22 protein-coding genes and 2 tRNA genes are annotated in these 25,328 nt (G+C 60.7%); 20 read left to right on the forward strand and 4 right to left on the reverse strand.

Annotation, left to right across the window (positions count from 1 at the left end):
* Positions 1-24 precede the first annotated feature (24 nt).
* From carB to C2H86_RS15430, 3 genes are read left to right on the forward strand one after another with little or no spacing between them, the layout of a single operon-like run.
* Positions 25-3,246 carry a carbamoyl-phosphate synthase large subunit gene (gene carB / locus C2H86_RS15420; RefSeq protein WP_103448902.1) on the forward strand — a complete coding sequence of 1,074 codons (3,222 nt, stop codon included), beginning with the start codon at positions 25-27 and terminating at the stop codon, positions 3,244-3,246.
* Positions 3,243-3,725, forward strand: a complete 483-nt coding sequence (gene greA / locus C2H86_RS15425) for a transcription elongation factor GreA (RefSeq protein ID WP_177326679.1) — start codon at positions 3,243-3,245, stop codon at positions 3,723-3,725. The genes carB and greA overlap by 4 nt, the downstream gene beginning before the upstream one ends.
* Positions 3,703-4,152, forward strand: a complete 450-nt coding sequence (locus C2H86_RS15430; protein WP_079226471.1) for an MFS transporter — start codon at positions 3,703-3,705, stop codon at positions 4,150-4,152. The genes greA and C2H86_RS15430 overlap by 23 nt, the downstream gene beginning before the upstream one ends.
* 12 nt (positions 4,153-4,164) lie before the next feature.
* Here C2H86_RS15430 and C2H86_RS15435 read toward each other — a convergent pair whose 3' ends face one another.
* Positions 4,165-4,473, reverse strand: a complete 309-nt coding sequence (locus C2H86_RS15435) for a YhbY family RNA-binding protein (protein ID WP_085677204.1) — start codon at positions 4,471-4,473, stop codon at positions 4,165-4,167.
* Positions 4,474-4,575: 102 nt separating this feature from the next.
* On the opposite strand from C2H86_RS15435, the gene rlmE reads away from it, so the two are divergent.
* The 16 genes from rlmE (at position 4,576) to C2H86_RS15515 (ending at position 20,559) form a co-directional block, all read left to right on the forward strand.
* Positions 4,576-5,202: a 23S rRNA (uridine(2552)-2'-O)-methyltransferase RlmE gene (gene rlmE / locus C2H86_RS15440; protein ID WP_054885642.1), complete on the forward strand. Its 627-nt coding sequence runs from the start codon at positions 4,576-4,578 to the stop codon at positions 5,200-5,202.
* A 201-nt stretch (positions 5,203-5,403) separates the two neighbouring features.
* Positions 5,404-7,308, forward strand: coding sequence for an ATP-dependent zinc metalloprotease FtsH (ftsH, locus tag C2H86_RS15445; protein WP_159408802.1), 1,905 nt, complete (start codon positions 5,404-5,406; stop codon positions 7,306-7,308).
* Between the two features lie 8 nt (positions 7,309-7,316).
* The gene (gene folP / locus C2H86_RS15450; RefSeq protein WP_159408803.1) at positions 7,317-8,168 is read left to right on the forward strand and encodes a dihydropteroate synthase; all 852 of its coding nucleotides are present in this window, start codon (positions 7,317-7,319) and stop codon (positions 8,166-8,168) included.
* Positions 8,169-8,184: 16 nt separating this feature from the next.
* A complete protein-coding gene (gene glmM / locus C2H86_RS15455) occupies positions 8,185-9,525 on the forward strand; it encodes a phosphoglucosamine mutase (protein WP_103448907.1) in 1,341 nt (446 codons plus the stop codon).
* A gap of 66 nt (positions 9,526-9,591) precedes the next feature.
* On the forward strand, positions 9,592-10,347 hold the full coding sequence (gene tpiA, locus C2H86_RS15460) for a triose-phosphate isomerase (RefSeq protein ID WP_159408804.1): 756 nt from the start codon (positions 9,592-9,594) through the stop codon (positions 10,345-10,347).
* 4 nt (positions 10,348-10,351) lie between these two features.
* Positions 10,352-10,747, forward strand: coding sequence for a preprotein translocase subunit SecG (gene secG / locus C2H86_RS15465; RefSeq protein ID WP_110639658.1), 396 nt, complete (start codon positions 10,352-10,354; stop codon positions 10,745-10,747).
* A 20-nt stretch (positions 10,748-10,767) separates the two neighbouring features.
* Positions 10,768-10,853, forward strand: a tRNA-Leu gene (locus tag C2H86_RS15470).
* 100 nt (positions 10,854-10,953) lie between these two features.
* Positions 10,954-11,030, forward strand: a tRNA-Met gene (locus tag C2H86_RS15475).
* Between the two features lie 132 nt (positions 11,031-11,162).
* Complete coding sequence (rimP, locus tag C2H86_RS15480; RefSeq protein ID WP_054885662.1) at positions 11,163-11,621, forward strand: ribosome maturation factor RimP; 459 nt, start codon at positions 11,163-11,165, stop codon at positions 11,619-11,621.
* A gap of 59 nt (positions 11,622-11,680) precedes the next feature.
* Complete coding sequence (gene nusA / locus C2H86_RS15485) at positions 11,681-13,162, forward strand: transcription termination factor NusA (RefSeq protein ID WP_110639657.1); 1,482 nt, start codon at positions 11,681-11,683, stop codon at positions 13,160-13,162.
* Between the two features lie 27 nt (positions 13,163-13,189).
* A complete protein-coding gene (gene infB, locus C2H86_RS15490; protein WP_159408805.1) occupies positions 13,190-15,736 on the forward strand; it encodes a translation initiation factor IF-2 in 2,547 nt (848 codons plus the stop codon).
* 116 nt (positions 15,737-15,852) lie between these two features.
* Complete coding sequence (gene rbfA, locus C2H86_RS15495; protein ID WP_085677211.1) at positions 15,853-16,251, forward strand: 30S ribosome-binding factor RbfA; 399 nt, start codon at positions 15,853-15,855, stop codon at positions 16,249-16,251.
* Positions 16,252-16,254: 3 nt separating this feature from the next.
* Positions 16,255-17,172 carry a tRNA pseudouridine(55) synthase TruB gene (gene truB, locus C2H86_RS15500; protein ID WP_159408806.1) on the forward strand — a complete coding sequence of 306 codons (918 nt, stop codon included), beginning with the start codon at positions 16,255-16,257 and terminating at the stop codon, positions 17,170-17,172.
* A 149-nt stretch (positions 17,173-17,321) separates the two neighbouring features.
* Entirely contained in the window at positions 17,322-17,591 is a 270-nt protein-coding gene (rpsO, locus tag C2H86_RS15505; protein WP_012274241.1) for a 30S ribosomal protein S15, read from the forward strand.
* Positions 17,592-17,840: 249 nt separating this feature from the next.
* On the forward strand, positions 17,841-19,946 hold the full coding sequence (gene pnp, locus C2H86_RS15510) for a polyribonucleotide nucleotidyltransferase (protein WP_110639653.1): 2,106 nt from the start codon (positions 17,841-17,843) through the stop codon (positions 19,944-19,946).
* A gap of 262 nt (positions 19,947-20,208) precedes the next feature.
* The gene (locus C2H86_RS15515) at positions 20,209-20,559 is read left to right on the forward strand and encodes a BON domain-containing protein (protein WP_159408807.1); all 351 of its coding nucleotides are present in this window, start codon (positions 20,209-20,211) and stop codon (positions 20,557-20,559) included.
* A 73-nt stretch (positions 20,560-20,632) separates the two neighbouring features.
* On the opposite strand, the gene C2H86_RS15520 is transcribed toward C2H86_RS15515, so the two are convergent.
* Entirely contained in the window at positions 20,633-20,935 is a 303-nt protein-coding gene (locus C2H86_RS15520; RefSeq protein ID WP_159408808.1) for a putative quinol monooxygenase, read from the reverse strand.
* A gap of 60 nt (positions 20,936-20,995) precedes the next feature.
* On the opposite strand from C2H86_RS15520, the gene C2H86_RS15525 reads away from it, so the two are divergent.
* The gene (locus tag C2H86_RS15525; protein WP_159408809.1) at positions 20,996-21,409 is read left to right on the forward strand and encodes a VOC family protein; all 414 of its coding nucleotides are present in this window, start codon (positions 20,996-20,998) and stop codon (positions 21,407-21,409) included.
* A 21-nt stretch (positions 21,410-21,430) separates the two neighbouring features.
* Here C2H86_RS15525 and C2H86_RS15530 read toward each other — a convergent pair whose 3' ends face one another.
* Together C2H86_RS15530 and C2H86_RS15535 are read right to left on the reverse strand one after the other, a co-directional pair.
* Positions 21,431-24,367 carry a DUF748 domain-containing protein gene (locus tag C2H86_RS15530; RefSeq protein WP_159408810.1) on the reverse strand — a complete coding sequence of 979 codons (2,937 nt, stop codon included), beginning with the start codon at positions 24,365-24,367 and terminating at the stop codon, positions 21,431-21,433.
* Between the two features lie 77 nt (positions 24,368-24,444).
* Positions 24,445-25,314, reverse strand: a complete 870-nt coding sequence (locus tag C2H86_RS15535) for an oxygenase MpaB family protein (RefSeq protein WP_159408811.1) — start codon at positions 25,312-25,314, stop codon at positions 24,445-24,447.
* Between the last annotated feature and the right edge of the window lie 14 nt (positions 25,315-25,328).

Here is a 25,328-nt window from a genome sequence, read left to right on the forward strand (position 1 = left end):
GACCCGCGGATTTGAGTGACAACCATGCCAAAACGTACAGACATCAAAAGCATCCTGATTCTCGGCGCTGGCCCGATCGTGATCGGCCAGGCCTGCGAATTCGACTATTCCGGCGCCCAGGCCTGTAAAGCCCTGCGCGAGGAAGGTTTCCGCGTCATCCTGGTGAACTCCAACCCGGCCACCATCATGACCGACCCGGCCATGGCCGATGCCACCTACATCGAGCCGATCAAGTGGCAGTCGGTGGCCAAGATCATCGAAAAAGAGCGCCCGGACGCCGTGCTGCCGACCATGGGTGGCCAGACTGCACTGAACTGCGCCCTGGACCTGGAGCGCCACGGCGTTCTGGAAAAGTTCGGCGTAGAGATGATCGGTGCCAACGCCGACACCATCGACAAGGCCGAGGACCGTTCGCGCTTCGACAAGGCCATGAAGGACATCGGCCTGGAGTGCCCGCGCTCCGGTATCGCCCACAGCATGGAAGAGGCCAATGCGGTCCTCGAGAAGCTTGGCTTCCCGTGCATCATCCGCCCGTCGTTCACCATGGGCGGCACTGGCGGCGGTATCGCCTACAACCGTGAAGAATTCGAAGAAATCTGCACCCGTGGCCTGGACCTGTCGCCGACCAAGGAACTGCTGATCGACGAATCGCTGATCGGCTGGAAGGAATACGAGATGGAGGTGGTCCGTGACAAGAAGGACAACTGCATCATCGTCTGCTCCATCGAGAACTTCGACCCGATGGGCGTGCACACCGGTGACTCGATCACCGTGGCTCCGGCACAGACCCTGACCGACAAGGAATACCAGATCATGCGCAACGCCTCGCTGGCGGTGCTGCGTGAAATCGGTGTCGAAACCGGCGGTTCCAACGTGCAGTTCGGTATCTGCCCGAACACTGGCCGCATGGTCGTGATCGAGATGAACCCGCGTGTTTCGCGTTCGTCTGCCCTGGCTTCCAAGGCCACCGGCTTCCCGATCGCCAAGATTGCCGCCAAGCTGGCCATCGGTTACACCCTCGACGAGCTGCAGAACGACATCACCGGTGGTCGCACCCCGGCGTCGTTCGAACCGTCGATCGACTACGTCGTGACCAAGCTGCCACGCTTCGCCTTCGAAAAATTCCCGAAAGCCGACGCCCGCCTGACCACCCAGATGAAATCCGTGGGTGAAGTCATGGCCATCGGCCGTACGTTCCAGGAATCCCTGCAGAAAGCCCTGCGCGGCCTGGAAGTCGGTGCATGCGGCCTCGACCCGAAAGTCGACCTGGCCAGCCCAGAAGCTGCCAGCATCCTCAAGCGCGAACTGACCGTGCCGGGTGCCGAGCGTATCTGGTACGTTGCCGACGCCATGCGTTCGGGCATGACCTGTGAAGAAATCTTCGCGCTGACTGGCATCGACATGTGGTTCCTGGTGCAGATGGAAGATCTGATCAAGGAAGAAGAGAAGGTCAAGACCCTGGCCCTGTCGTCGATCGACAAGGACTACATGCTGCGCCTCAAGCGCAAGGGCTTCTCGGACCAGCGCCTGGCCAAGCTGCTCGGCATCACCGACAAGAACCTGCGCCGTCACCGCCACAAGCTGGAAGTGTTCCCGGTTTACAAGCGCGTCGACACCTGCGCCGCCGAGTTCGCCACCGACACCGCCTACCTGTACTCGACCTATGAGGAAGAGTGCGAGGCCAATCCGTCGACTCGCGACAAGATCATGATCCTGGGTGGCGGCCCGAACCGTATCGGTCAAGGTATCGAGTTCGACTACTGCTGCGTACACGCCGCACTGGCGCTGCGTGAAGACGGTTACGAGACCATCATGGTCAACTGCAACCCGGAAACCGTCTCCACCGACTACGACACCTCCGACCGCCTGTACTTCGAGCCGCTGACCCTGGAAGACGTGCTGGAAGTCTGCCGCGTCGAGAAGCCAAAGGGCGTCATCGTTCACTACGGCGGCCAGACCCCGCTGAAACTGGCCCGCGCCCTGGAAGAGGCCGGCGTTCCGATCATCGGTACCAGCCCGGACGCCATTGACCGTGCCGAAGACCGTGAGCGCTTCCAGCAGATGGTTCAGCGTCTGAACCTGCTGCAGCCGCCAAACGCCACCGTGCGCAGCGAAGAAGAAGCCATCCGCGCTGCTGGCGGCATCGGTTACCCGCTGGTCGTGCGCCCATCCTACGTACTGGGTGGCCGCGCCATGGAGATCGTTTACGAGCTGGACGAGCTCAAGCGCTATCTGCGTGAAGCCGTACAGGTTTCCAACGACAGCCCGGTACTGCTCGACCACTTCCTCAACTGCGCCATCGAGATGGACGTGGATGCGGTTTGCGACGGCACCGACGTGGTGATCGGCGCGATCATGCAGCACATCGAGCAGGCCGGCGTTCACTCCGGTGACTCGGCGTGCTCGCTGCCACCGTACTCGCTGAGCAAGGAAGTGCAGGACGAAGTCCGCGTACAGGTCAAGAAAATGGCCCTGGAGCTGGGCGTTGTCGGCCTGATGAACGTACAGCTGGCCCTGCAGGGCGACAAGATCTACGTGATCGAAGTCAACCCGCGTGCTTCGCGTACCGTACCGTTCGTGTCCAAGTGCATCGGCACCTCCCTGGCCATGATCGCTGCCCGCGTCATGGCCGGCAAAACCCTGAAAGAGCTGGGCTTCACCCAGGAAATCATCCCGAACTTCTACAGCGTCAAGGAAGCCGTCTTCCCGTTCGCCAAGTTCCCAGGGGTTGACCCGATCCTCGGCCCTGAGATGAAATCGACCGGTGAAGTCATGGGTGTCGGTGACAGCTTCGGCGAAGCCTTTGCCAAGGCCCAGATGGGTGCCAGCGAAGTGCTGCCGACCGGCGGTACCGCGTTCATCAGCGTGCGTGACGACGACAAGCCGCAAGTGGCTGGCGTTGCCCGCGACCTGATCGCCCTGGGCTTCGAAGTGGTTGCAACGGCAGGTACTGCCAAGGTCATCGAAGCGGCTGGCCTGAAAGTGCGCCGTGTGAACAAGGTGACCGAAGGTCGTCCGCACGTGGTCGACATGATCAAGAACGACGAAGTGTCGCTGATCATCAACACCACCGAAGGCCGCCAGTCGATCGCCGATTCCTACTCGATTCGTCGCAATGCGCTGCAGCACAAGATCTACTGCACCACTACCATTGCGGCTGGTGAAGCCATCTGCGAGGCGCTGAAATTCGGTCCCGAGAAGACTGTTCGTCGCCTGCAGGATCTGCATGCAGGACTCAAAGCATGAGCATGACCAAGTACCCGATGACCGTCCAGGGCGCTCGCGCCCTGGAAGAGGAACTGACCTTCCTGAGCAAGACCGAGCGCCCGCGTCTGAGCCAAGCCATTGGCGAAGCGCGTGAGCTGGGCGACCTCAAGGAAAACGCCGAATACCATGCCGCCCGTGAGGAGCAGGGCATGGTCGAAGCGCGCATCCGCGATATCGAAGGCCGTCTGCAGAACTCGGTGGTGATCGACGTCACCACCATCGCCCATACTGGCAAGGTGATTTTTGGCACCACCGTGGTGCTGGCGAACACCGAGACCGATGACGAGGTGACCTACCAGATCGTCGGTGAAGATGAAGCCGACGTGAAACAAGGCAAGCTTTCGAGCAGCGCACCGATCGCCCGTGCCATCATTGGCAAGGAAGAAGGTGACACCGTGGTGGTCAAGACGCCAAGCGGTACGGTCGAGTACGAGATTGTCGAAGTCAAACACATCTGACCGGCGCCTGCGGGCGCCATCCCTCGAGGGGATCCTCTGGCAGCTGGCTCAGGTTTTCTGGGTCGGTGGCCTGTGGGTGTTCCATGTGGGGCTGGTGCCGGCGCTGAAAGTCAGTGGCCTGGCACCCTTGCTGGTGCAGGACGTCGCCGGGCAGATCGACCGCTGGTTGATCGGCGTGGCGTTGCTTGGCTTGTTGACCCAGTTGGCGGTGCTGGCGAGGGTAGACGGCCTGGCGGCCTGGTGGCGGCAGTTTCGCGGCCAGATGCTGTTGTTGGGCTTTGCGGCCTGCGTGGGGTATTACACCTTGCGCTACGGCATCTCGGTCGGCGAGCGCTGGCAGATGTTCTGTTTCCTGGTGCTGGGCTTCTCCGGCATCGTGCTGGTGGCCCAACCGGTCCCGGTCAGGGCGCGCCAGGCGCGCCACTGAGCGGAGCCACCGTCACTTGTAACGGTGGATGTTGGACAGCTGCTTGTTCGGCTGCGGATTCTTGCGATAGATCAGTGCCTTCTTGCCGATGGTCTGTACCAGCTCGGCACGGCCGACCTTGCACAGTTCGGCGATGGCGGCGGCGCGTTCTTCGCGATCTTCCGAGCGAATTTCGACCTTGATCAGTTCGTGATCGGCCAGCGCACGCTCCAGTTCGGCGATCACGCCTTCGTTCAAACCGTTGCCAGCAACGATCAGGACCGGCTTCAGGTCATGACCAATGGACTTGTATTGCTTCTTCTGCTCGTTATTGAGCGGCATAATCTGACCCTTTCCGTCTGATTCTGTAAAATTGACCGGCATTTTACCCGAGGGCCACCGGCTCCGCCCAGTCAATCACGACGCATATCATCGAGGTGCCCCGTGGTACAACGTTCCAAAAGCAGCGCAAACTGGCTGCGAGAGCATTTCAACGATCCTTTTGTGAAACAGGCACAGAAGGATGGCTACCGCTCACGTGCGAGCTACAAACTGCTGGAGATCCAGGAAAAAGACCGCCTGATCCGCCCCGGCATGAGCGTGATCGACCTCGGCGCCGCCCCCGGAGGCTGGTCGCAGGTGACCAGTCGTCTGATTGGTGGGCAGGGTCGCCTGATCGCTTCCGATATCCTGGAAATGGACTCGATCCCTGACGTGACCTTCATTCAGGGCGACTTCACCCAGGATGAAGTGCTGCAGCAGATTCTTCAGGCGGTCGGTGATTCGCACGTAGACCTTGTGATTTCCGACATGGCCCCCAATATGAGTGGTACGCCTGCGGTGGATATGCCGCGAGCCATGTTCCTCTGCGAGCTGGCCCTGGATCTGGCGACCCGCGTGCTCAAGCCTGGCGGGGACTTCCTGATCAAGATTTTCCAGGGCGAAGGTTTCGACATGTACCTCAAGGACGTGCGCAGCAAGTTCGACAAGGTGCAGATGCGCAAGCCGTCGTCTTCGCGGGACCGTTCCCGTGAGCAGTATCTGCTGGGCAGGGGTTTCAAAGGGGCATGAGGCGTGTTGCGGGGTCGCTGATAGTTATTTCCAATCGGCTGCCCCGTCTGGATCGTCCGAACTTCGTGTAGTCTAAGTTTCACAAAGGGTTACAGACGGTGCCTGCGGATGCGTAGGTAATGTAGTAAGTTAGGGCGATGAATATCATGCGAGGCACGGCTGCGTCGTGCGCCGGCCTCAGAGGGTAGCGAATTGAACGACATGGCAAAGAATCTGATCCTGTGGTTGATCATCGCAGCTGTCCTGGTGACAGTGATGAACAACTTCTCCAGCCCTAACGAGCCGCAGACCCTCAACTATTCCGACTTCATCCAGCAGGTCAAGGATGGCAAGGTCGAGCGTGTGACTGTCGACGGCTACATCATTACCGGCAAGCGCGCCGACGGTGACAACTTCAAGACCGTGCGCCCGGCCATCACCGACAATGGCCTGATCGGCGACCTGGTCGACAACCACGTGGTCGTCGAAGGCAAGCAGCCTGAGCAGCAGAGCATCTGGACTCAGCTGCTGGTGGCGAGCTTCCCGATCCTGGTGATCATCGCCGTGTTCATGTTCTTCATGCGCCAGATGCAAGGTGGCGCGGGTGGCAAGGGCGGGCCGATGAGCTTCGGCAAGAGCAAGGCGCGCCTGCTGTCCGAAGACCAGGTCAAGACCACCCTGGCTGACGTCGCCGGTTGCGACGAGGCCAAGGAAGAGGTTGGCGAGCTGGTCGAGTTCCTGCGCGATCCGGGCAAGTTCCAACGCCTGGGCGGCCGCATCCCGCGCGGTGTGCTGATGGTCGGCCCACCCGGTACCGGTAAGACCTTGCTGGCCAAGGCCATTGCCGGTGAAGCCAAAGTGCCGTTCTTCACCATTTCCGGTTCCGACTTTGTCGAGATGTTTGTCGGTGTTGGCGCCAGCCGTGTTCGTGACATGTTCGAACAGGCCAAAAAACACGCACCGTGCATCATCTTCATCGACGAGATCGACGCCGTTGGTCGCCACCGTGGCGCCGGCATGGGCGGTGGTCACGACGAGCGCGAGCAGACTCTCAACCAGTTGCTGGTGGAAATGGACGGCTTCGAAATGAACGATGGCATCATCGTCATTGCCGCCACCAACCGTCCGGACGTGCTCGACCCTGCGCTGTTGCGCCCAGGTCGTTTCGACCGTCAGGTCGTGGTCGGCCTGCCGGATATCCGTGGCCGTGAGCAGATCCTCAAGGTGCACATGCGCAAGGTGCCGGTCGGCGAAAACGTCAACCCGGCGGTCATTGCCCGTGGTACCCCAGGCTTCTCCGGTGCCGACCTGGCCAACCTGGTCAACGAGGCTTCGCTGTTCGCCGCCCGCTCCAACAAGCGCCTGGTCGAAATGAAAGAGTTCGAACTGGCCAAGGACAAGATCATGATGGGCGCCGAGCGCAAGACCATGGTCATGTCCGAGAAGGAAAAGAAGAACACCGCCTATCACGAGGCTGGTCACGCTATTGTCGGTCGTCTGGTGCCAGAGCACGATCCGGTCTACAAGGTTTCGATCATTCCGCGTGGTCGCGCCTTGGGTGTCACCATGTTCCTGCCGGAAGAAGACCGCTACAGCCTGTCCAAGCGTGCGCTGATCAGCCAGATCTGTTCGCTCTATGGCGGCCGTATCGCCGAGGAAATGACCTTGGGTTTCGATGGCGTCACCACCGGTGCTTCCAACGACATCATGCGTGCCAGCCAGATCGCTCGCAACATGGTGACCAAGTGGGGCCTGTCGGAGAAGCTCGGTCCACTGATGTATGCCGAAGAGGAGGGCGAGGTGTTCCTCGGCCGTAGCGCTGGCAGCCAGCACGCCAGTGTTTCCGGCGAGACAGCCAAGCTGATCGACTCGGAAGTGCGCAGCATCATCGACCAGTGCTATGCCACTGCCAAGCAGCTGCTGATCGACAACCGCGACAAGCTCGAGGCAATGACCGAAGCCCTGATGAAGTACGAGACCATCGATGCCGATCAGATTGACGACATCATGGCTGGCCGTACTCCGCGTGAGCCCCGTGATTGGGATGACGACAAGGATTCGGGCACTCCGGCTGCCCAGAATGATCGCCCGGAATCGCCGATTGGCGGCCCGGCAGCTCAACACTAAGGGCATCTATGAGCTCAGTGCAGTACCCGACCCGGTTGCCTTGCGGCAGCCGGGTTCTTGATCTTTCCCGTACCCATGTCATGGGTATTCTCAATATCACTCCCGACTCCTTCTCCGATGGTGGGCGCTTCAGTCAGCGCGACGAGGCGCTGCGCCATGCTGAGGCAATGATCGCGGCAGGCGCCACGCTGATTGACATCGGTGGCGAGTCGACCCGCCCCGGCGCGCGTGCGGTTCCGGTCACCGAAGAGATCGAGCGCGTGGCGCCGATGGTCGAGGCCATCAACAGTCGCTTCGACGTGGTCATTTCGGTCGATACCTCAACGCCTGCGGTCATTCGCGAGTCGGCCCGGCTGGGCGCCGGCCTGATCAACGACGTGCGTGCCCTGGAGCGCGATGGCGCAGTGGATGCGGCGGCGGACACCGGCTTGCCGGTCTGCCTGATGCATATGCGCGGCGAGCCCGAGAACATGCAGGACGATCCGCATTACGAAGATGTGACCGCTGACGTAACGCGCTATCTTGAAAAGCGGATGGCCGCCTGCGCAGCGGCAGGCATCCCCGCCGAACGAATCATTCTTGATCCGGGCTTCGGCTTCGCCAAGACACTGGCGCACAACCTCAGCCTGTTCAAGCATATGGAAGCGCTCTATCGCCTTGGGCGCCCGCTGCTGGTGGGCGTTTCGCGCAAGAGCATGATCGGCCTGACGCTGGATCGGCCGGTCGGTGAGCGACTGTACGGCAGCCTCGCGCTGGCGGCTCTGGCCATGACCAAAGGGGCCAGCATCCTGCGCGTCCATGATGTGGCCGAGACGGTCGATGTGGTGCGCATGATTGCCGCGGTGCAGAGCGCCGAATAAGAACATTGGAGTCTCTATGAGCAGAAAATACTTTGGTACCGACGGCATCCGTGGCCGCGTCGGCGAATACCCGATCACGCCGGACTTCATGCTGAAGCTGGGCTGGGCTGCAGGCATGGCCTTCCGCAAGCAAGGCAATTGCCGTGTGCTGGTAGGCAAGGACACGCGTATTTCCGGTTACATGTTCGAGTCCGCGCTCGAAGCCGGTTTGTCTGCAGCGGGTGCTGACGTGATGCTGCTCGGGCCGATGCCGACACCGGCCATCGCCTACCTGACCCGGACATTCCATGCTGAAGCGGGCATCGTCATCAGTGCCTCGCACAACCCGCATGACGACAACGGCATCAAGTTCTTCTCCGGCCAGGGCACCAAGCTGCCTGATGAAGTCGAGCTGATGATCGAAGAGTTGCTCGATCAGCCGATGACCGTGGTCGAGTCGAGCAAGCTGGGCAAGGTTTCCCGGATCAACGACGCAGCCGGCCGCTATATCGAGTTCTGCAAGAGTAGCGTGCCGACCAGTACCAGCTTCGAAGGCCTCAAGCTGGTGATCGATTGCGCCCACGGTGCCACCTACAAGGTCGCCCCGAGCGTGTTCCGTGAGCTGGGTGCCGATGTCACCGTGCTGCATGCACAGCCTGATGGCCTGAACATCAACGAAGGGTGCGGCTCCACTCACATCGAGTCGCTGCAGGCCGCTGTACTGGTGGGGCATGCCGACCTGGGCATCGCCTTCGACGGTGATGGTGACCGGGTATTGATGGTCGACCACACCGGGGCAATCGTCGATGGCGATGAGCTGCTGTTCATCATCGCGCGCGACCTTCAGGAGCGTGGCAAGCTGCAAGGTGGCGTGGTCGGCACGCTGATGAGCAACCTGGGTCTGGAGCTTGCACTCAAGGAGCTGGATATTCCGTTCGTGCGGGCCAAGGTCGGCGATCGCTACGTGATGGCGGAACTGCTTGAGCGCGATTGGCTGCTCGGGGGCGAGAATTCCGGGCACGTGGTGTGCTGTAACCACACAACTACCGGTGATGCGATCATCGCTGCCCTGCAGGTGCTGATGGCGCTCAAGCGCCGTGACGAAACCCTGGCGCATGCGCGTCAGGCCCTGCGCAAATGCCCGCAGGTCCTGATCAACGTGCGTTTTGGTGCGAGCAAGGTCGATCCGCTGGAACATCCTGCCGTCAAGGAAGCCAGTGCCAAGGCCACCGAGGCCATGGCCGGGCGTGGGCGTGTGCTGCTGCGCAAGTCTGGAACCGAGCCTTTGGTGCGGGTGATGGTCGAAGGCGACGACGAAAACCAGGTGCGTGGCCATGCCGAAGCCCTGGCCAAGCTGGTCGCAGAAGTTTGTGCCTGAAAGAGGCTTGCCAGCGCAGATCGGGTTGGGTAAGATCTGCGCCCACTTTGACCGACGAGGTAAAGCATGCGTCGCCCTATGGTAGCTGGTAACTGGAAGATGCACGGTACCCGCGCCAGCGTCGCTGAGCTGATCCTGGGCCTGGGCAATATGCCGGTGCCAAATGGTGTTGAAGTCGCGGTGTTCCCGCCGGTGCTGTTCATCAATCAAGTGGTTGATGGGCTGCAGGGCAAGGGAATCACTGTCGGAGCACAGAATTCTGCGGTAAAGCCCGATCAGGGCGCGCTGACCGGTGAAGTTGCACCGAGTCAGTTGGTTGAAGCAGGTTGCAAGTTGGTCTTGATTGGCCACTCCGAGCGTCGCCAGATTATCGGCGAAAGTGAAGAAGTGCTGAAAGAGAAGTTTGCAGCCGCTCAACTTAGTGGTTTAATGCCGGTGCTCTGCGTAGGGGAAACTCTTGAAGAGCGTGAGGCAGGCAAGACCCTTGAAGTTGTCGGGGGTCAACTAAGCAGTATCATCGACGCGTTCGGTGTTAAGGCTTTCGCCAATGCAGTAATCGCCTATGAGCCGGTTTGGGCCATTGGCACAGGTTTGACGGCTTCGCCTCAGCAAGCTCAGGATGTGCATGCAGCCATCCGTGCCCAGTTGGCGGCCGAAGACGCCGAAGTTGCCGCAAACGTGCAGCTTCTCTACGGCGGCAGCGTGAAGGCGGCCAATGCGGCCGAACTGTTCGGCATGCCGGATATCGATGGGGGGCTCATTGGTGGAGCGTCCCTGAACGCAGACGAATTCGGTGCAATTTGTCGCGCCGCAGGAAACTGAACAAATGCTGGAAACAGTTATCGTTGTTTTTCATCTGTTGGCAGCGCTGTCGCTTGTAGTGCTGGTTCTGTTGCAACAGGGTAAAGGTGCGGAAGCAGGTGCATCTTTCGGCGCAGGTGCCTCAAACACTGTGTTCGGAAGCCAAGGTTCTGCTACCTTCCTGAGTAAATTGACTGCTATACTCGCTGCCACTTTCTTTTTGACAGCACTTGGGTTAGGATACTTCGCGAAGCAACAAGCTCACCAGCTTAGCCAAGCAGGTCTTCCAGATCCAGCGGTGCTAGAAGTGAAAGAGCCGCAGAAACCGGCAGTTAATGATGATGTACCGGTGCTCCAGGAGCAGAAGAGCGACACCGCCCCTAAAGGTGATGTTCCTCCTCCAGCTGAAGAGCAGAAGTAACGGGTTTCAAATGTAGTATTGCCGAGGTGGTGGAATTGGTAGACACGCAACCTTGAGGTGGTTGTGCCCATAGGGTGTAGGGGTTCGAGTCCCCTTCTCGGTACCAATTGAAGCTTGAGAGCCCGCTTTAGCGGGCTTTCTTGCAGGTGAAGGTTTGGATTTGACCCATAAGCAGGTTAAGTCTTATACTTTCGCCCCAGCTTTGTCGCGGGGTGGAGCAGCTTGGTAGCTCGTCGGGCTCATAACCCGAAGGTCGTTGGTTCAAATCCAGCCCCCGCAACCAGCTTCAGCGGAGCCCCTTTTCAGGGGCTTTTTGCTAGCCGAACAAAATTTACGGCGTCGTTGTCCTACGGCGCTTTCAGGGATGGGCGCTTCGCCCATTTTTTATTTGCACAGCATGCACGAGGGGGTTCAGGTGTCGAGCAAGCTAGAACAGTTGCAGGCCTTGTTGGCCCCGGTGGTCGAGGGTCTGGGCTATCAGTGCTGGGGGATCGAATTCGTATCCCAGGGTAAGCATTCGGTACTGCGCATCTATATCGACAAGGAAGACGGCATCCTGGTGGACGACTGCGAAGCGGTCAGCCGTCAGGCCAGCGCGATCCTCGATGTGGAAGATCCGATCAGCAGCGAATATACCCTTGAGGTCTCCTCTCCAGGCATGGATCGCCCACTGTTCACTCTGGAACAGTTTGCCTCGCATGCCGGCGAACAAGTGAAGATCAAGCTGCGTTCACCCTTCGAGGGTCGTCGTAACTTCCAGGGCCTTCTCCGCGGTGTGGAGGATCAGGACGTGGTGGTCCAGGTGGACAACCAAGAGTTCCTGCTGCCGATCGACTCGATCGACAAGGCCAATATTATTCCCAGTTTTGACTGAGACGTGCCGGGCCCGGCGGACTATCCGGGCCCAATGGCTTGCGCAAGGCGAGGCGTACGATGAGCAAAGAAGTACTGCTGGTTGTTGAATCGGTATCCAACGAAAAAGGTGTACCGCCCGGCGTCATTTTCGAAGCGCTGGAAGTGGCCCTGGCTACTGCAACCAAAAAACGTTTTGAGGACGAAGTCGACCTGCGTGTGGAAATCAACCGCCACACCGGTAGCTACGAGACTTTCCGTCGCTGGACCGTGGTCGACGAGAACGACCTGGACGACCCGGCGATCGAAACTTGGCTGGACAAGATCAAGGACACTCACCCGGAAGCAAAAGTCGGTGACGTGATCGAAGAAAAGATCGAGTCCATCGAATTCGGCCGTATCGCCGCGCAGACCGCCAAGCAGGTCATCGTGCAGAAGGTCCGTGAAGCCGAGCGCGCCCAGGTGGTCGACGCCTACCGCGAGCGAGTCAACGAGATCATCTCCGGCACCGTCAAGAAGGTCACCCGCGACAACGTCATCGTTGACCTGGGTAACAACGCCGAGGCCCTGCTGGCCCGCGAAGACATCATTCCACGTGAGACTTTCCGTGTTGGCGTGCGCCTGCGTGCGCTGCTCAAGGAAATCCGCACCGAGAACCGCGGTCCTCAGCTGATCCTGTCGCGCACCGCGCCGCAGATGCTGATCGAACTGTTCCGCATCGAAGTGCCGGAAATCGCCGAAGGCCTCATCGAAGTCATGGCTGCTTCCCGTGATCCGGGATCGCGTGCCAAGATCGCCGTCCGCTCCAAGGACAAGCGCATCGACCCGCAAGGTGCCTGCATCGGCATGCGCGGTTCGCGCGTCCAGGCCGTATCCGGCGAGCTGGGTGGTGAGCGTGTGGATATCGTCCTGTGGGACGAGAACCCGGCGCAATTCGTCATCAACGCCATGTCGCCGGCTGAAGTCGCGGCGATCATCGTTGATGAAGATGCCCATGCAATGGACATTGCCGTTGCCGAAGACAACCTGGCGCAAGCCATTGGCCGTGGTGGTCAGAACGTTCGCCTGGCCAGTCAGCTGACCGGCTGGACCCTGAACGTGATGACCGAGAAGGACATCCAGGCCAAGCAACAGGCTGAAACCGGCGACATCCTGCGCAATTTCATCGAAGAGCTGGAAGTCGACGAGGAGCTGGCCCAAGTGCTGGTCGACGAAGGCTTCACCAGCCTCGAAGAGATTGCCTACGTACCGTTGGAAGAAATGCTCAACATCGATGGCTTTGACGAAGATATCGTCAATGAGCTGCGCGCTCGTGCCAAGGACCGTTTGTTGACCAAGGCCATCGCTACCGAAGAAAAACTGGCAGACGCCCATCCGTCCGACGACCTGCTCTCCCTTGAGGGCATGGACAAGGACCTGGCAGCGGAACTGGCGGTGCGCGGCGTGGTTAACCGCGAAGACCTGGCCGAGCAGTCGATTGACGACCTGCTCGACATCGACGGCATCGACGAAGAGCGTGCCGGCAAGTTGATCATGGCCGCCCGAGCCCACTGGTTCGAGTAATTAGGCGCGGCCTGAGGAGAGAAGTGCATGACGCAAGTCACGGTGAAAGAACTGGCCCAAGAGGTCGAGGCACCGGTAGAGCGCCTGCTGCAGCAGATGCGTGAGGCAGGTCTGCCGCACACCGACGCCGGTCAGGTAGTGACCGACAATGAGAAGCAGACTCTGCTGACCCATTTGAAGAGCAGCCACAAGAGCAAGGCGGAAGAGCCGCGCAAGATTACCTTGCAGCGCAAGACCACCAGCACCCTGCGTGTCGCCGGTAGCAAGAGCATCAGCGTAGAAGTACGCAAGAAGAAAGTTTTCGTTCAGCGCAGCCCGGAAGAAGTCCAGGCCGAGCAGAAGCGTGAGCTGGATGAGCGCCGCGCGGCCGAAAATGCCGCTCGCGACAAGGTCGAGGCCGAAGTTCGCCAGCGCAACGAAGAGCAGGCTCGCCGTCAGGCGGCCGACGCCGTTGCAGCATCGCCAGCCCCGGCGCCAGCTGCCAAGGCCGAGCCGGCGCCTGCCGCCGCCCCGGCCCCGGTAGTCGCCGACGTGCCTGCATCCGAAGACGCCGCAGCCCGTGCTGCCGAGCGCAAGAAGGACGAAGCCCGTCGCAACGAAGGCCGCACCCGTGACGAAGACCGTCGTGGTGGCGAGCGTCGTGGCGAAGCGCCGCGCGTGTCGATCAAGGTCAAGGTCAAGGAGAAGGAAAAGGCTCCGACGCCTCGTGCCGCACCGCGTACCACCGACGAAGAGAGCGATGGCGCTCGTCGTGGCCGTGGTGGCAAGAGCAAGCTGAAGAAGCGTAACCAGCACGGCTTCCAGAACCCGACCGGCCCCGTCATTCGTGACGTGACCATCGGCGAGACCATCACCGTCTCCGAGCTGGCCAACCAGATGTCCGTCAAGGGCGCCGAAGTGGTCAAGTTCATGTTCAAGATGGGCACCCCGGTGACCATCAACCAGGTGCTCGACCAGGAAACCGCTCAGCTGATCGCCGAAGAGCTGGGCCACAAGGTCACCCTGGTCAGCGATACCGCCCTGGAAGATTCCCTGGCCGAATCGCTGAAGTTCGAAGGTCAGACCGAGTCCCGTGCGCCGGTGGTTACCGTCATGGGTCACGTTGACCACGGTAAGACCTCGCTGCTCGACTACATCCGTCGTGCCAAGGTTGCTGCTGGCGAAGCCGGTGGTATTACCCAGCACATCGGTGCCTACCACGTGGAAACCGACCGCGGTATGGTCACCTTCCTCGATACCCCGGGCCACGCTGCGTTCACTCAGATGCGTGCTCGTGGTGCCAAGGCGACCGACATCGTCATCCTCGTGGTGGCGGCGGACGACGGCGTGATGCCGCAGACCCGCGAAGCCGTTCAGCATGCCAAGGCAGCTGGCGTTCCGCTGGTGGTTGCAGTGAACAAGATCGACAAGCCGGGTGCCGACCTCGATCGCATCCGCAACGAACTGGCCGTCGAAGGCGTGACCTCCGAGGACTGGGGTGGTGACACTCCGTTCGTCAAGGTTTCGGCGAAGATGGGTACCGGTGTCGACGAACTGCTCGAAGCCGTCCTGCTGCAGGCCGAGATCCTCGAGCTGACCGCCACCCCGACCGCTCCAGGTCGTGGCGTCGTGGTCGAGTCGCGCCTGGACAAGGGCCGCGGCCCAGTGGCGACCATCCTGGTTCAGGACGGTACCCTGCGTCAGGGCGACATGGTCCTGTGCGGTTCCAACTATGGCCGCGTGCGTGCCATGCTCGACGAGAACGGCAAGCCTGTGAAGGAAGCCGGCCCGTCGATCCCGGTCGAGATCCTTGGCCTGGACGGTACCCCGGAAGCCGGTGACGAGCTGTCCGTGGTTGCCGATGAGAAGAAGGCCCGCGAAGTTGCCCTGTTCCGTCAAGGCAAGTACCGCGAGGTCAAGCTGGCCCGTGCTCACGCTGGCAAGCTGGAAAACATCTTCGAGACCATGGGTCAGGAAGAGAAGAAGACCCTCAACATCGTCCTCAAGACCGACGTGCGTGGTTCCCTGGAAGCACTGCAGGGCTCGCTGGGCGGTCTGGGCAACGACGAAGTTCAGGTGCGCGTGATCGGTGGCGGCGTTGGTGGTATCACCGAAAGCGACGCCAACCTGGCGCTGGCTTCGAATGCAGTACTGTTCGGCTTCAACGTGCGTGCCGATGCCGGCGCGCGCAAGATCGTCGAGCAGGAAGGTCTGGATATGCGTTACTACAACGTGATCTACGACATCATCGAAGACGTCAAGAAGGCCCTGACCGGCATGCTCGGCAGCGATGTTCGCGAGAACATCCTGGGTGTCGCCGAAGTGCGTGACGTGTTCCGTTCGCCGAAGTTCGGCGCCATCGCTGGCTGTATGGTCATCGAGGGTACCGTGTACCGCAACCGTCCGATCCGCGTACTGCGCGACGACGTTGTGATCTTCGAAGGCGAGCTGGAATCGCTGCGTCGCTTCAAGGACGACGCTTCCGAAGTGCGTTCGGGCATGGAGTGCGGTATTGGCGTCAAGAGCTACAACGACGTCAAGGTCGGCGACAAGATCGAAGTCTTCGAGAAAGTCCAGGTTGCTCGTACCCTTTAAGGGTGAGCAGGGCGCCAGCCCCCGCCGCAGGGCGGTGGGCAGCGCCTCAGTAGGTAGCGCCCGGTCAGGCTTCAGCCTCACCGGGCGTTTGCCGCTTTAAGTTACAGGTAGCAAGAATGGCCAAAGAATACAGCCGTACCCAACGTATCGGTGATCAGATGCAGCGCGAGCTGGCCGAGCTGATCCGCCGTGAAGTCAAGGACCCACGCGTCGGTCTGGTGACCATCACCGCCGTGGATGTCAGCCGCGACCTGGGCCACGCCAAGGTCTTCATCACCGTCATGGGCGAAGAAACGCCAGACGCCGTGCAGCAGTCGCTCAAGGCCCTGAACAGCGCCGCAAGCTTCCTGCGCCTGCATCTGGGCCGCTCGATGCAGCTGCGCAGCGTGCCGCAGTTGCACTTCCACTTTGATGAAAGTGTCAGCCGCGGTGTCCACCTGTCGGCGCTGATCGAACGTGCAGTGGCCGAAGACCGCCTGCACAAGGATGCCGACGAGCCGGACGCCAAGGAGTAAGCGGTGGCCCAGGTCAAACGTATCCGCCGCAATGTCAGCGGCATCATCCTGCTCGACAAGCCGCTGGGCTTCACCTCCAACGCTGCGCTGCAGAAGGTGCGCTGGCTGCTCAATGCCGAGAAGGCCGGCCACACCGGCAGCCTCGACCCGCTGGCCACCGGCGTGCTGCCGCTGTGTTTCGGTGAGGCGACCAAGTTTTCGCAGTACCTGCTCGATTCCGACAAGGGCTACGAAACGGTCATGCAGATGGGGCAGACTACCAGCACCGCGGACGCTGAAGGCGAAGTCCTGCAGACCCGCGAGGTAACCGTTGGTCGCGCCGATATCGAAGCTGTGATTCCGCGTTTTCGCGGTGAAATCCTTCAAGTACCGCCGATGTACTCGGCGCTCAAGCGCGACGGTCAGCCGCTTTACAAACTGGCGCGTGCAGGAGAGGTAGTGGAGCGCGATGCGCGTTCTGTTACTATTGGCCGCTTGGAGTTGCTCGAGTGCGAAGGCACCCGTGCGCGGTTGTCGGTTGGCTGCAGCAAAGGCACCTATATCCGTACCCTGGTGGAGGATATCGGCGAGGCCCTGGGCTGTGGCGCCTATGTCGCCGAGTTGCGCCGGACCCAGGCCGGGCCTTTCGCCCTGGCCCAGACGGTAACCCTCGAAGAACTCGAGCAGGCCCATGCCGAAGGTGGCAACGAAGCGCTCGATCGCTTCCTGATGCCGTCCGACAGCGGGCTGCAGGACTGGCCACTGGTGTGCCTGTCCGAGCACAGCGCTTTCTACTGGCTGCATGGCCAGGCAGTGCGTGCACCGGATGCACCGCAGTTCGGCATGGTCCGCGTACAGGATCACAATGGCCGCTTCATCGGTATCGGTGAAGTGAGCGAAGACGGGCGCATTGCGCCGCGTCGACTGATTCGGTCGGAATGACCGAAACCACCGGCCGAGGCTTTGGCTGAAACCGTTGGACCGAGGGTGGCTGTCAGTAGGCACGGTCACAGCTCATTTTATTAATACAGGGTTTTGTCCCTGGCCTATTGGACCCCGTTTGCGGGATCCGTTTAATTTGGAGAAGCCTCATGGCCCTCAGCGTTGAAGAAAAAGCTCAAATCGTTACCGACTTCCAGCAAGCAGCTGGTGACACTGGTAGCCCGGAAGTTCAGGTTGCTCTGCTGACCGCGAACATCAACAAGCTGCAAGGCCACTTCAAGGCCAACGGTAAAGACCACCACTCCCGTCGTGGCCTGATCCGTATGGTTAACCAGCGTCGTAAGCTGCTGGACTACCTGAAGGGCAAAGACACCACTCGTTACAGCGCCCTGATCGGTCGCCTGGGCCTGCGTCGCTAATAGCGGCCTGGTCAGTGGTGTGCATGGCGTGTCGCAGGCTTCGGCTATGCTGCTTTGCAGCATCGCCGTCGGACACGCCACGCGTATCTCCGAGGTTGGCAGCCTGGTTTTGCTGAGCGGTTTACCGCGCAGCAACCAGGCTCCCAACCTCGTGTTGTATCTGGACGGTCAATGGGGCCGATTCCCCGTTCTGCCCAAGAATTCGCAAGAAACCAGTTCCCCCAGAGCCACTGAAAAAGGTAGGAAACCGTGAACCCGGTAATCAAGAAATTCCAGTTCGGTCAATCGACCGTTACTCTCGAAACGGGCCGTATCGCCCGTCAGGCAACCGGCGCCGTGCTGGTGACCGTCGACAACGACGTCACCGTGCTGGTAACCGTGGTCGGTGCCAAGCAGGCCGATCCAGGCAAGGGTTTCTTCCCGCTGTCGGTCCACTACCAGGAAAAGACCTACGCCGCCGGCAAGATCCCGGGTGGCTTCTTCAAGCGTGAAGGCCGTCCTTCCGAGAAAGAGACGCTGACCTCGCGCCTGATCGACCGTCCGATCCGCCCGCTGTTCCCAGAAGGTTTCATGAACGAAGTGCAGGTTGTCTGCACCGTGGTTTCCACCAGCAAGAAGACCGACCCGGACATCGCTGCGATGATCGGTACCTCGGCTGCCCTGGCGATCTCCGGCATTCCATTCGAAGGCCCGATCGGCGCTGCCCGCGTTGCCTTCCACGAAAGCACCGGCTACCTGCTGAACCCGACCTACGAGCAACTGGCTGCCTCGAGCCTGGACATGGTCGTTGCCGGTACCTCCGATGCCGTGCTGATGGTTGAATCGGAAGCTCAAGAGCTGACCGAAGACCAGATGCTGGGCGCCGTACTGTTCGCCCATGACGAGTTCCAGGCTGTTATCCAGGCTGTCAAAGAGCTGGCTGCAGAAGCTGCCAAGCCGACCTGGGACTGGAAACCGGCCGTTGCCAACACCGAACTGTTCAACGCCATCCGTGCTGAATTCGGCGAAGCTGTTTCCCAGGGCTACACCATCACCGTCAAGGCCGACCGTTACGCGCGCCTGGGCGAGCTGCGCGACCAGGCCGTTGCCAAGTTCTCCGGTGAAGAAGGCCAACCTTCGGCTGGCGAAGTCAAAGACATCTTCGGCGAAATCGAATACCGCACCGTTCGCGAAAACATCGTCAACGGCAAGCCACGTATCGACGGCCGTGACACCAAGACCGTGCGTCCGCTGAACATCGAAGTCGGTGTGCTGCCGAAGACCCACGGCTCGGCGCTGTTCACCCGTGGCGAAACCCAGGCCCTGGTCGTTGCGACCCTGGGTACTGCGCGCGACGCCCAGCTGCTGGACACCCTCGAAGGCGAGAAGAAAGACCCGTTCATGCTGCACTACAACTTCCCGCCGTTCTCGGTGGGCGAATGTGGTCGCATGGGTGGTGCCGGCCGCCGCGAAATCGGCCACGGCCGTCTGGCCCGTCGTTCGGTCCAGGCCATGCTGCCAGCCGCTGACGTGTTCCCGTACACCATCCGCGTGGTTTCGGAAATCACCGAATCCAACGGTTCCAGCTCCATGGCTTCGGTCTGTGGTGCTTCCCTGGCACTGATGGACGCTGGTGTACCGATGAAGGCGCCAGTTGCCGGTATCGCCATGGGCCTGGTCAAGGAAGGCGAGAAGTTCGCAGTCCTGACCGACATCCTCGGTGACGAAGACCACCTCGGCGACATGGACTTCAAGGTTGCGGGTACCGCCAAAGGCGTTACCGCACTGCAGATGGACATCAAGATCAACGGCATCACCGAAGAGATCATGGAAATCGCCCTGGGCCAAGCCCTGGAAGCGCGCCTGAACATCCTCGGCCAGATGAACCAGATCATTGGCGAGTCGCGTACCGAACTGTCGGCCAACGCCCCGACCATGATCGCGATGAAGATCGACACCGACAAGATCCGTGACGTCATCGGCAAAGGCGGCGCTACCATTCGCGCCATCTGCGAAGAGACCAAAGCGTCGATCGACATCGAAGACGACGGCTCGATCAAGATCTTCGGCGAGACCAAGGAAGCTGCAGATGCTGCCAAGCAGCGCATTCTGGGCATCACCGCCGAAGCCGAGATCGGCAAGATCTACGTCGGCAAGGTCGAGCGCATCGTCGACTTCGGCGCCTTCGTCAACATCCTGCCTGGCAAGGACGGCCTGGTGCACATCTCGATGCTGAGCGATGCTCGCGTAGAGAAAGTGACCGACGTGCTGAAAGAAGGTCAGGAAGTCGAAGTGCTGGTACTGGACGTGGACAACCGCGGCCGTATCAAGTTGTCGATCAAGGACGTTGCTGCTGCAAAGGCTTCGGGCGTCTAAGCGACCGTCACGCTGCAGAAAAAGGGTCCTTCGGGGCCCTTTTTTTATGCGCGCCGGGAACCTTTTGCGGACTTGCATCTTGCATGCAGGTTTTCCCGGCTGATTGCAAAATGCACGACGGCCATTTGCCTATTAAATTAATAAGCCATTGATTTATAAAGAAAAACTTTCAGATTAAAAGCTGGCACAGCACCTGCATCTACATTCCTACCTGCCGCCAGGACTAACGGCGCAGACCTTTCGACAAACAGGAGTGACCCAAATGAAGAAGTTCGCCATTGCTGCCGCTACTGCTACTGCTCTGACGCTGACCATGGCCAACGGAGCCTTTGCCGCCGAGCCAACTCAGGCTCCGGTCATGCTGGCTGCCAATACCGTGGACAACGCCAAACAGGAAGGTTCTGACACCTGGATCACCACCAAGGTCAAGGCTGACCTGATGACCGAGAAAGGCGTACCGGGTAGCGACATCAAAGTCGAAACCAGCCAGGGTGTTGTTTCCCTGTCTTCGGACGTGAAGGTGACCGAATCGCAAAAGGCTGAAGCCGTTCGCATCACCAAGAATATCAAAGGCGTCAAAAGCGTGATGTCTGATGGCTTGAAAGCCGAATAAGGAATGTCCCGTCGGCCAAATGGATTTGGCCACCCCTATCAAAGCCCCGGCAATTGCCAGGGCTTTTTTTATCTCAGTACACCGGGTTACGGGCGATCACATCGCTCTCGAAGCATTCCTGCTCGACAATCAGCGGCTCGACCAGCGGGCGGCTGTCGCGAAAATGGGCGGTCTGGGTGTGTGCTTCGTACGCATCATCGTCACGATAGATCTCGTACAGGTAGATCACGTCTGGGTCGACCCTGTCCTGGGAGACGTCGAACACCAGGCAGCCGGGCTCGGTAGCAACAGAAGCAGCGGCATTGACCTTGATGGCGGTGAGAAAGTCCTCGGCGCAGCCGGGTTTTAGGCGGGTCTTGATGAACAGACTATACACAGGGCGGTCCTTTTGTTTTAAATTCCATTCTTAATTGTATACAAAAATGGAGTCGCGCCAATGTCCGAATTACCTGTTCGCCCCGGTCGCCTCAATGGTCTGCGCCACATCGCCCTGCTGGTGCCCAACCTGGAGGAGTGCGAGCGTTTCTATGTCGATGTCTTGGGCATGGAGGTACTGAACCGGGCCAACGAAGACCTGGTTTACCTGACCTGCGGTAACGACAATCTGTCGCTGGGGCGTGGGGCAGGGGCGGCCAATGGGCTGCAGACCCTGGACCATTATGGGTTCATCGTGGACAGCGTCGAGGAGCTGGAGGCCTGGTACCAGTACTTCAAGGCACGTGGGGTGACGTTGCTCGACCGGCCGTTCAACCATGGCGATGGTGCGCGCAGCTTCCACCTGCTGGACCCGGCGGGGAACAAGGTGCAGCCGCTGTATCACCCGTCGGTGTCAGGGCAGCGGCTGGTGTAGGAGCGCGTTCGGGCTTTCTGACTATTCGGCATCCAGATGCATCGGCGTAATCACTCGCCCATCACTCTCGGCCTGCCCCAGGTTGGTATCGATGAAGTACACCCGGTCATCCTCGAGCTTGCCCTTGTCGACCAGGTAGTCCTTGATGCTGCTGGCCCGCTCCTGGCCAAGGGTACGCAGCAATGCAGTGCTTTCAGCCCAGGACTTGATCACCGCTTCGCGCAACTTGGCGGTGCGCTCGTCACGGCTCAACTGCTCCCATTCGGCCGGCGGTTGCTGCTTCAGGCGGGTACGGTAGATACCTTCGAGCATCGCCGGTTTGTCGCTGTCATCGACCAGCAGCATCGAGGCATTGGCCGGTACCTTGTCGCCACGACGTTGCAGGATCTTGTACCAGGTCGCCTGGTACTCGCGCTCCAGGCGCTGCTGGGCGATCAATGGGCCGTCGCTGCTCTGGGCGCTGGTGCCTTCGATTTCCAGGCGCAGCGCCGGGCGTTCCTTGAGGGCGGACGCGAGCTTCTCCAGTGTCGACTGCGCATCGCCACTGAGTTCACTGGAGCCTGGGGCAAACGCCACCGTACCGAGGTCTTCCGAGCCACCACCGGAAATCAGCCCACCGATGAACTTGAACGGTGCCTGGGCCGCGCGCAGCACCAGATTGCGCAGGGTCTGCCAGACGATTGGCATGACGCTGAATTGCGGGTTGTTAAGGTCGCCTGAAACCGGTAGTTCGATGGAGATCCGCCCTTCAGTGTCCTTGAGCAGGGCAATCGCCAGGCGGATCGGCAGGTCCACCGCATCCGGGCTGTCGACTTTTTCACCCAGCTGCAGCTGCTCGACCACCACCTTGTTTTCGGCCTTGAGCTGGCCGTTGGTGATCAGGTAATGCAGGTCGAGGTTCAACCGTCCCTTGCGGATGCGGAAGCCGGCGAACTTGCCGGAGTAGGGCGTCAGGGTGGTCAGTTCGACGCGCTTGAAGCTGGTGGCGATATCCAGGCTGGCCAGCGGGTTGAACGGGTTGAGTGCGCCCTTGATGGTGACCGGGGCATAACGATCGACCTTGCCTTTGACGTCGACCTTGGCCGGTGCCGGCTTGCGGTTGTCGATGGTGCCGATCTGGCCATTGAGCTGCTGGATGGCAGTGGCGAAGTTCGGTGTCAGGGTCAGGTCGGCGAAGTTGGCCGAGCCATCGTTGATGTCGATCTGGCCGATGTGGATGCCCAGGGGTTTGCTGGCTGCAGCGCTGGCAGGCTTGGCCGGGCTGCGGGCCGGCGCGCCGGCCGGTTGTGGGATGAGCAGGTCGTCGACGCTGGTGGTGCGGTCTTCGTTGATGATGAAGCGCGCGTAGGGCTGCAGCAGGGTCACCTTGTCGATCGACAGAGCATCACCGTGCACATACGACAGGCCATCGACGTTGACTTGCTGCCATTTGACGAAGTCTCGGCCCTTGATGGTGTCCAGGGTGTGCAGCTGGTTGACCTGTGCCTTGCCGGCGACGCTGAAGGCCAGTGGCTCGGTGCTCTTGAGATCGACCTTGAGGTCGCTGGCGAGCATGCCACTGCGCAGTTCGAGGCGAATGAAAGGGCTGATGTAGGCCTGGGCGACTCGCAGGTCGATGTCACGGGTGCTGACATCGAGCTTGGCCGTGACCGGCGCCAGGTTCACTTCACCGGCCGCCTGCAGCTTGCCTTGCTTGCCAATGCCAGTGTCGAGCTTGAGCGTGAAAGGCGACTGGTTGAGGCTGTCGAAACCCTGCATGTCAAGGTTCAACGGGCCTACATCCAGTGCCACCGGCTCCTTCTGGCTGCGGTCGGCAAGGTGGACCTGATAGTTGCGCAGTTGCACGTCCTTGAGCAGTACCTGCCAGGGCTTGTTCGGCGCTTTCGCGGCTTTTTCTTCTGCGCTCGGTTCGGCAGCAGCCGGTTCGGCCTGTTCCTTCGGCGTGGCCTTGGCCGGCTGGCTGGCGAACAGCTTCTGCCAGTCGAGTTGGCCGTCCTTTTCCAGGGCTGCCCAGGTTTCCAGTTTTTCGCTGCGCACCTTGCCGACGGTGACCAGCTGCTTGGCCAGGTCGATGGATGTCTCGCTCACTTCCAGGCTGGCCAGGCGTGCCAACGGCCGGTCATCCGGAGCCTTGATGGCGAACGGCGCGATCTTGAGCGCGGTGTTGTCCAGCAACAGCTCGGTTTCCTTGGACAGGTTGAGCTTGTAGTGGGTGTCCAGGCTGAATACGCCGTCCTCGAGCACAAGGGGCACGGCATCACGCACATAGGGCCAGAACAGCTTCATCTTGCCGTCGGTGACCTTAAGCGTGCCTTCCGAGGCAATCGGCGCCAGGCTGAGGGTGCCGTTCCAGTCGACCCGCCCACCGTTGGGGCCAAGCGCCACCAGGGTCATGTCGGCGTTGTCGTCCGGCAGGGTGCTGAGGTTCTTCAGCTCCAGGTTCATGTCATCGTAGACGAACTCGATCGGCTCGCTTGGGCGCTGATCCTGAAAATGCAGGTAGCCGCCGCTGAGCTTGATGCTGTCGATACGCATTGGGAACGGGTCGCTGGGCGGCTCGTCCGGCTTGGGTTTGCTGGCAGGCAGCTTTAACAGTTGGGTCAGGTTGAGCGTGCCGTCCTTGGCGAACAGCACTTCGTTGCGTGGCTTGTCGAGCTCGATCGCCTGCAAGTGCAGGGCACGTTTCCACAGGCTGTCGAGCGCCAGATTGGCGTACAGCCGTTCGAAGCCGACCTGCTCCTTGCCGGGCTCGCCCAGCTGCAGGCCCCACACTGTCAGCTCGAGGCTGAAGGGATTGAGTTCGATGCGTTGCAGGTGCGCCGGCACGGTGGCGTATTGCGCCAGCTGCTGGTTGGCGATACGCAAGGCGACACCAGGGAGAATGAGGAAGCCGAGCAGGCTGTAGAGGGCCACGAGAGCCAACAGGGCGCCGAGGGCGCGAGTCAATCCTTTGTACATGTGTCGCTTCGTCTGTCTAAGCAGGAGTGCTTGGAGTATGGCACGTTAAATCGGTTCCGCTGAGGCGACCATTCCCGTCACTCGATGCCCATGCGTCGCCTGGCCCGGTGCGCCGAACCGTCACGCATGGCCCAGCGCAGAATCGGTGCTGTGCGGCGCAGGCCAAGGCGGATCATGCGCTGTTGCAGCGGCCCTTGCTGCAGGCCGAGCATGGCCTGGGCCCACTCTGGCAGCAGGTCGATGCCTGCATGCAGCATCAGCTTGCCGACCGGCTCGGCAAGGCGGCTCGGGGCAGGGGCTTCGAGCAGAATCCTGACCACTTCCAGGCTCTGCGCGCTGCATTGCAGTTGTGGGCGCATCTTTTGCAGATAATCCTCTACCTGCTGGCAGGAGCGTGGCACTCCACGGGCACCGAGGCGTTCGGCGATCAGGGCGATCTCGGCGTAGTAGGCGTCCTGATCCGCACGTGACAGGTGGGGGTCGCGGTAGCGCAAATGGGCAGCGAGAAAACTGCTGACTTCGGCCACATGCACCCAGGTCAGCAAGTCCGGGTCGCTGGCGGCATAGGGGCGGCCGTCCGGTGCTGTACCGGTTACCTGCAGATGGATGGTTCGCACCTTGTCGATCAACCATTCGGCGTCACGGGTGGAACCGAATGTGGTACCGGAGATGAACTGGCTGGTGCGACGCAGGCGACCGAGCAGGTCTTCGCGGAAATTGGAGTGGTCCCATACCCCGGCCAGGGCCAGCGGATGCAGCAGCTGCAGCATCAGGGCGCTGATGCCGCCGACCAACATGCTCGGGAAGTCGCCATGTACGCGCCAGCTGATGCTGTGCGGGCCAAACAGGCCGGGGTCGCCCTTGGGGGATTCGAGGTCGAGCTGGCCGAGGGCCAGCCCGGTGAGGCTCATGACCTGGGTTTCGATGCGTCGGCGTAGGGCTTCCATGGCGTCCTGTGCTT

The sequence above is a fragment of the Pseudomonas putida genome (assembly GCF_009883635.2).
Taxonomy (GTDB): Bacteria; Pseudomonadota; Gammaproteobacteria; order Pseudomonadales; family Pseudomonadaceae; genus Aquipseudomonas; species Aquipseudomonas putida_W.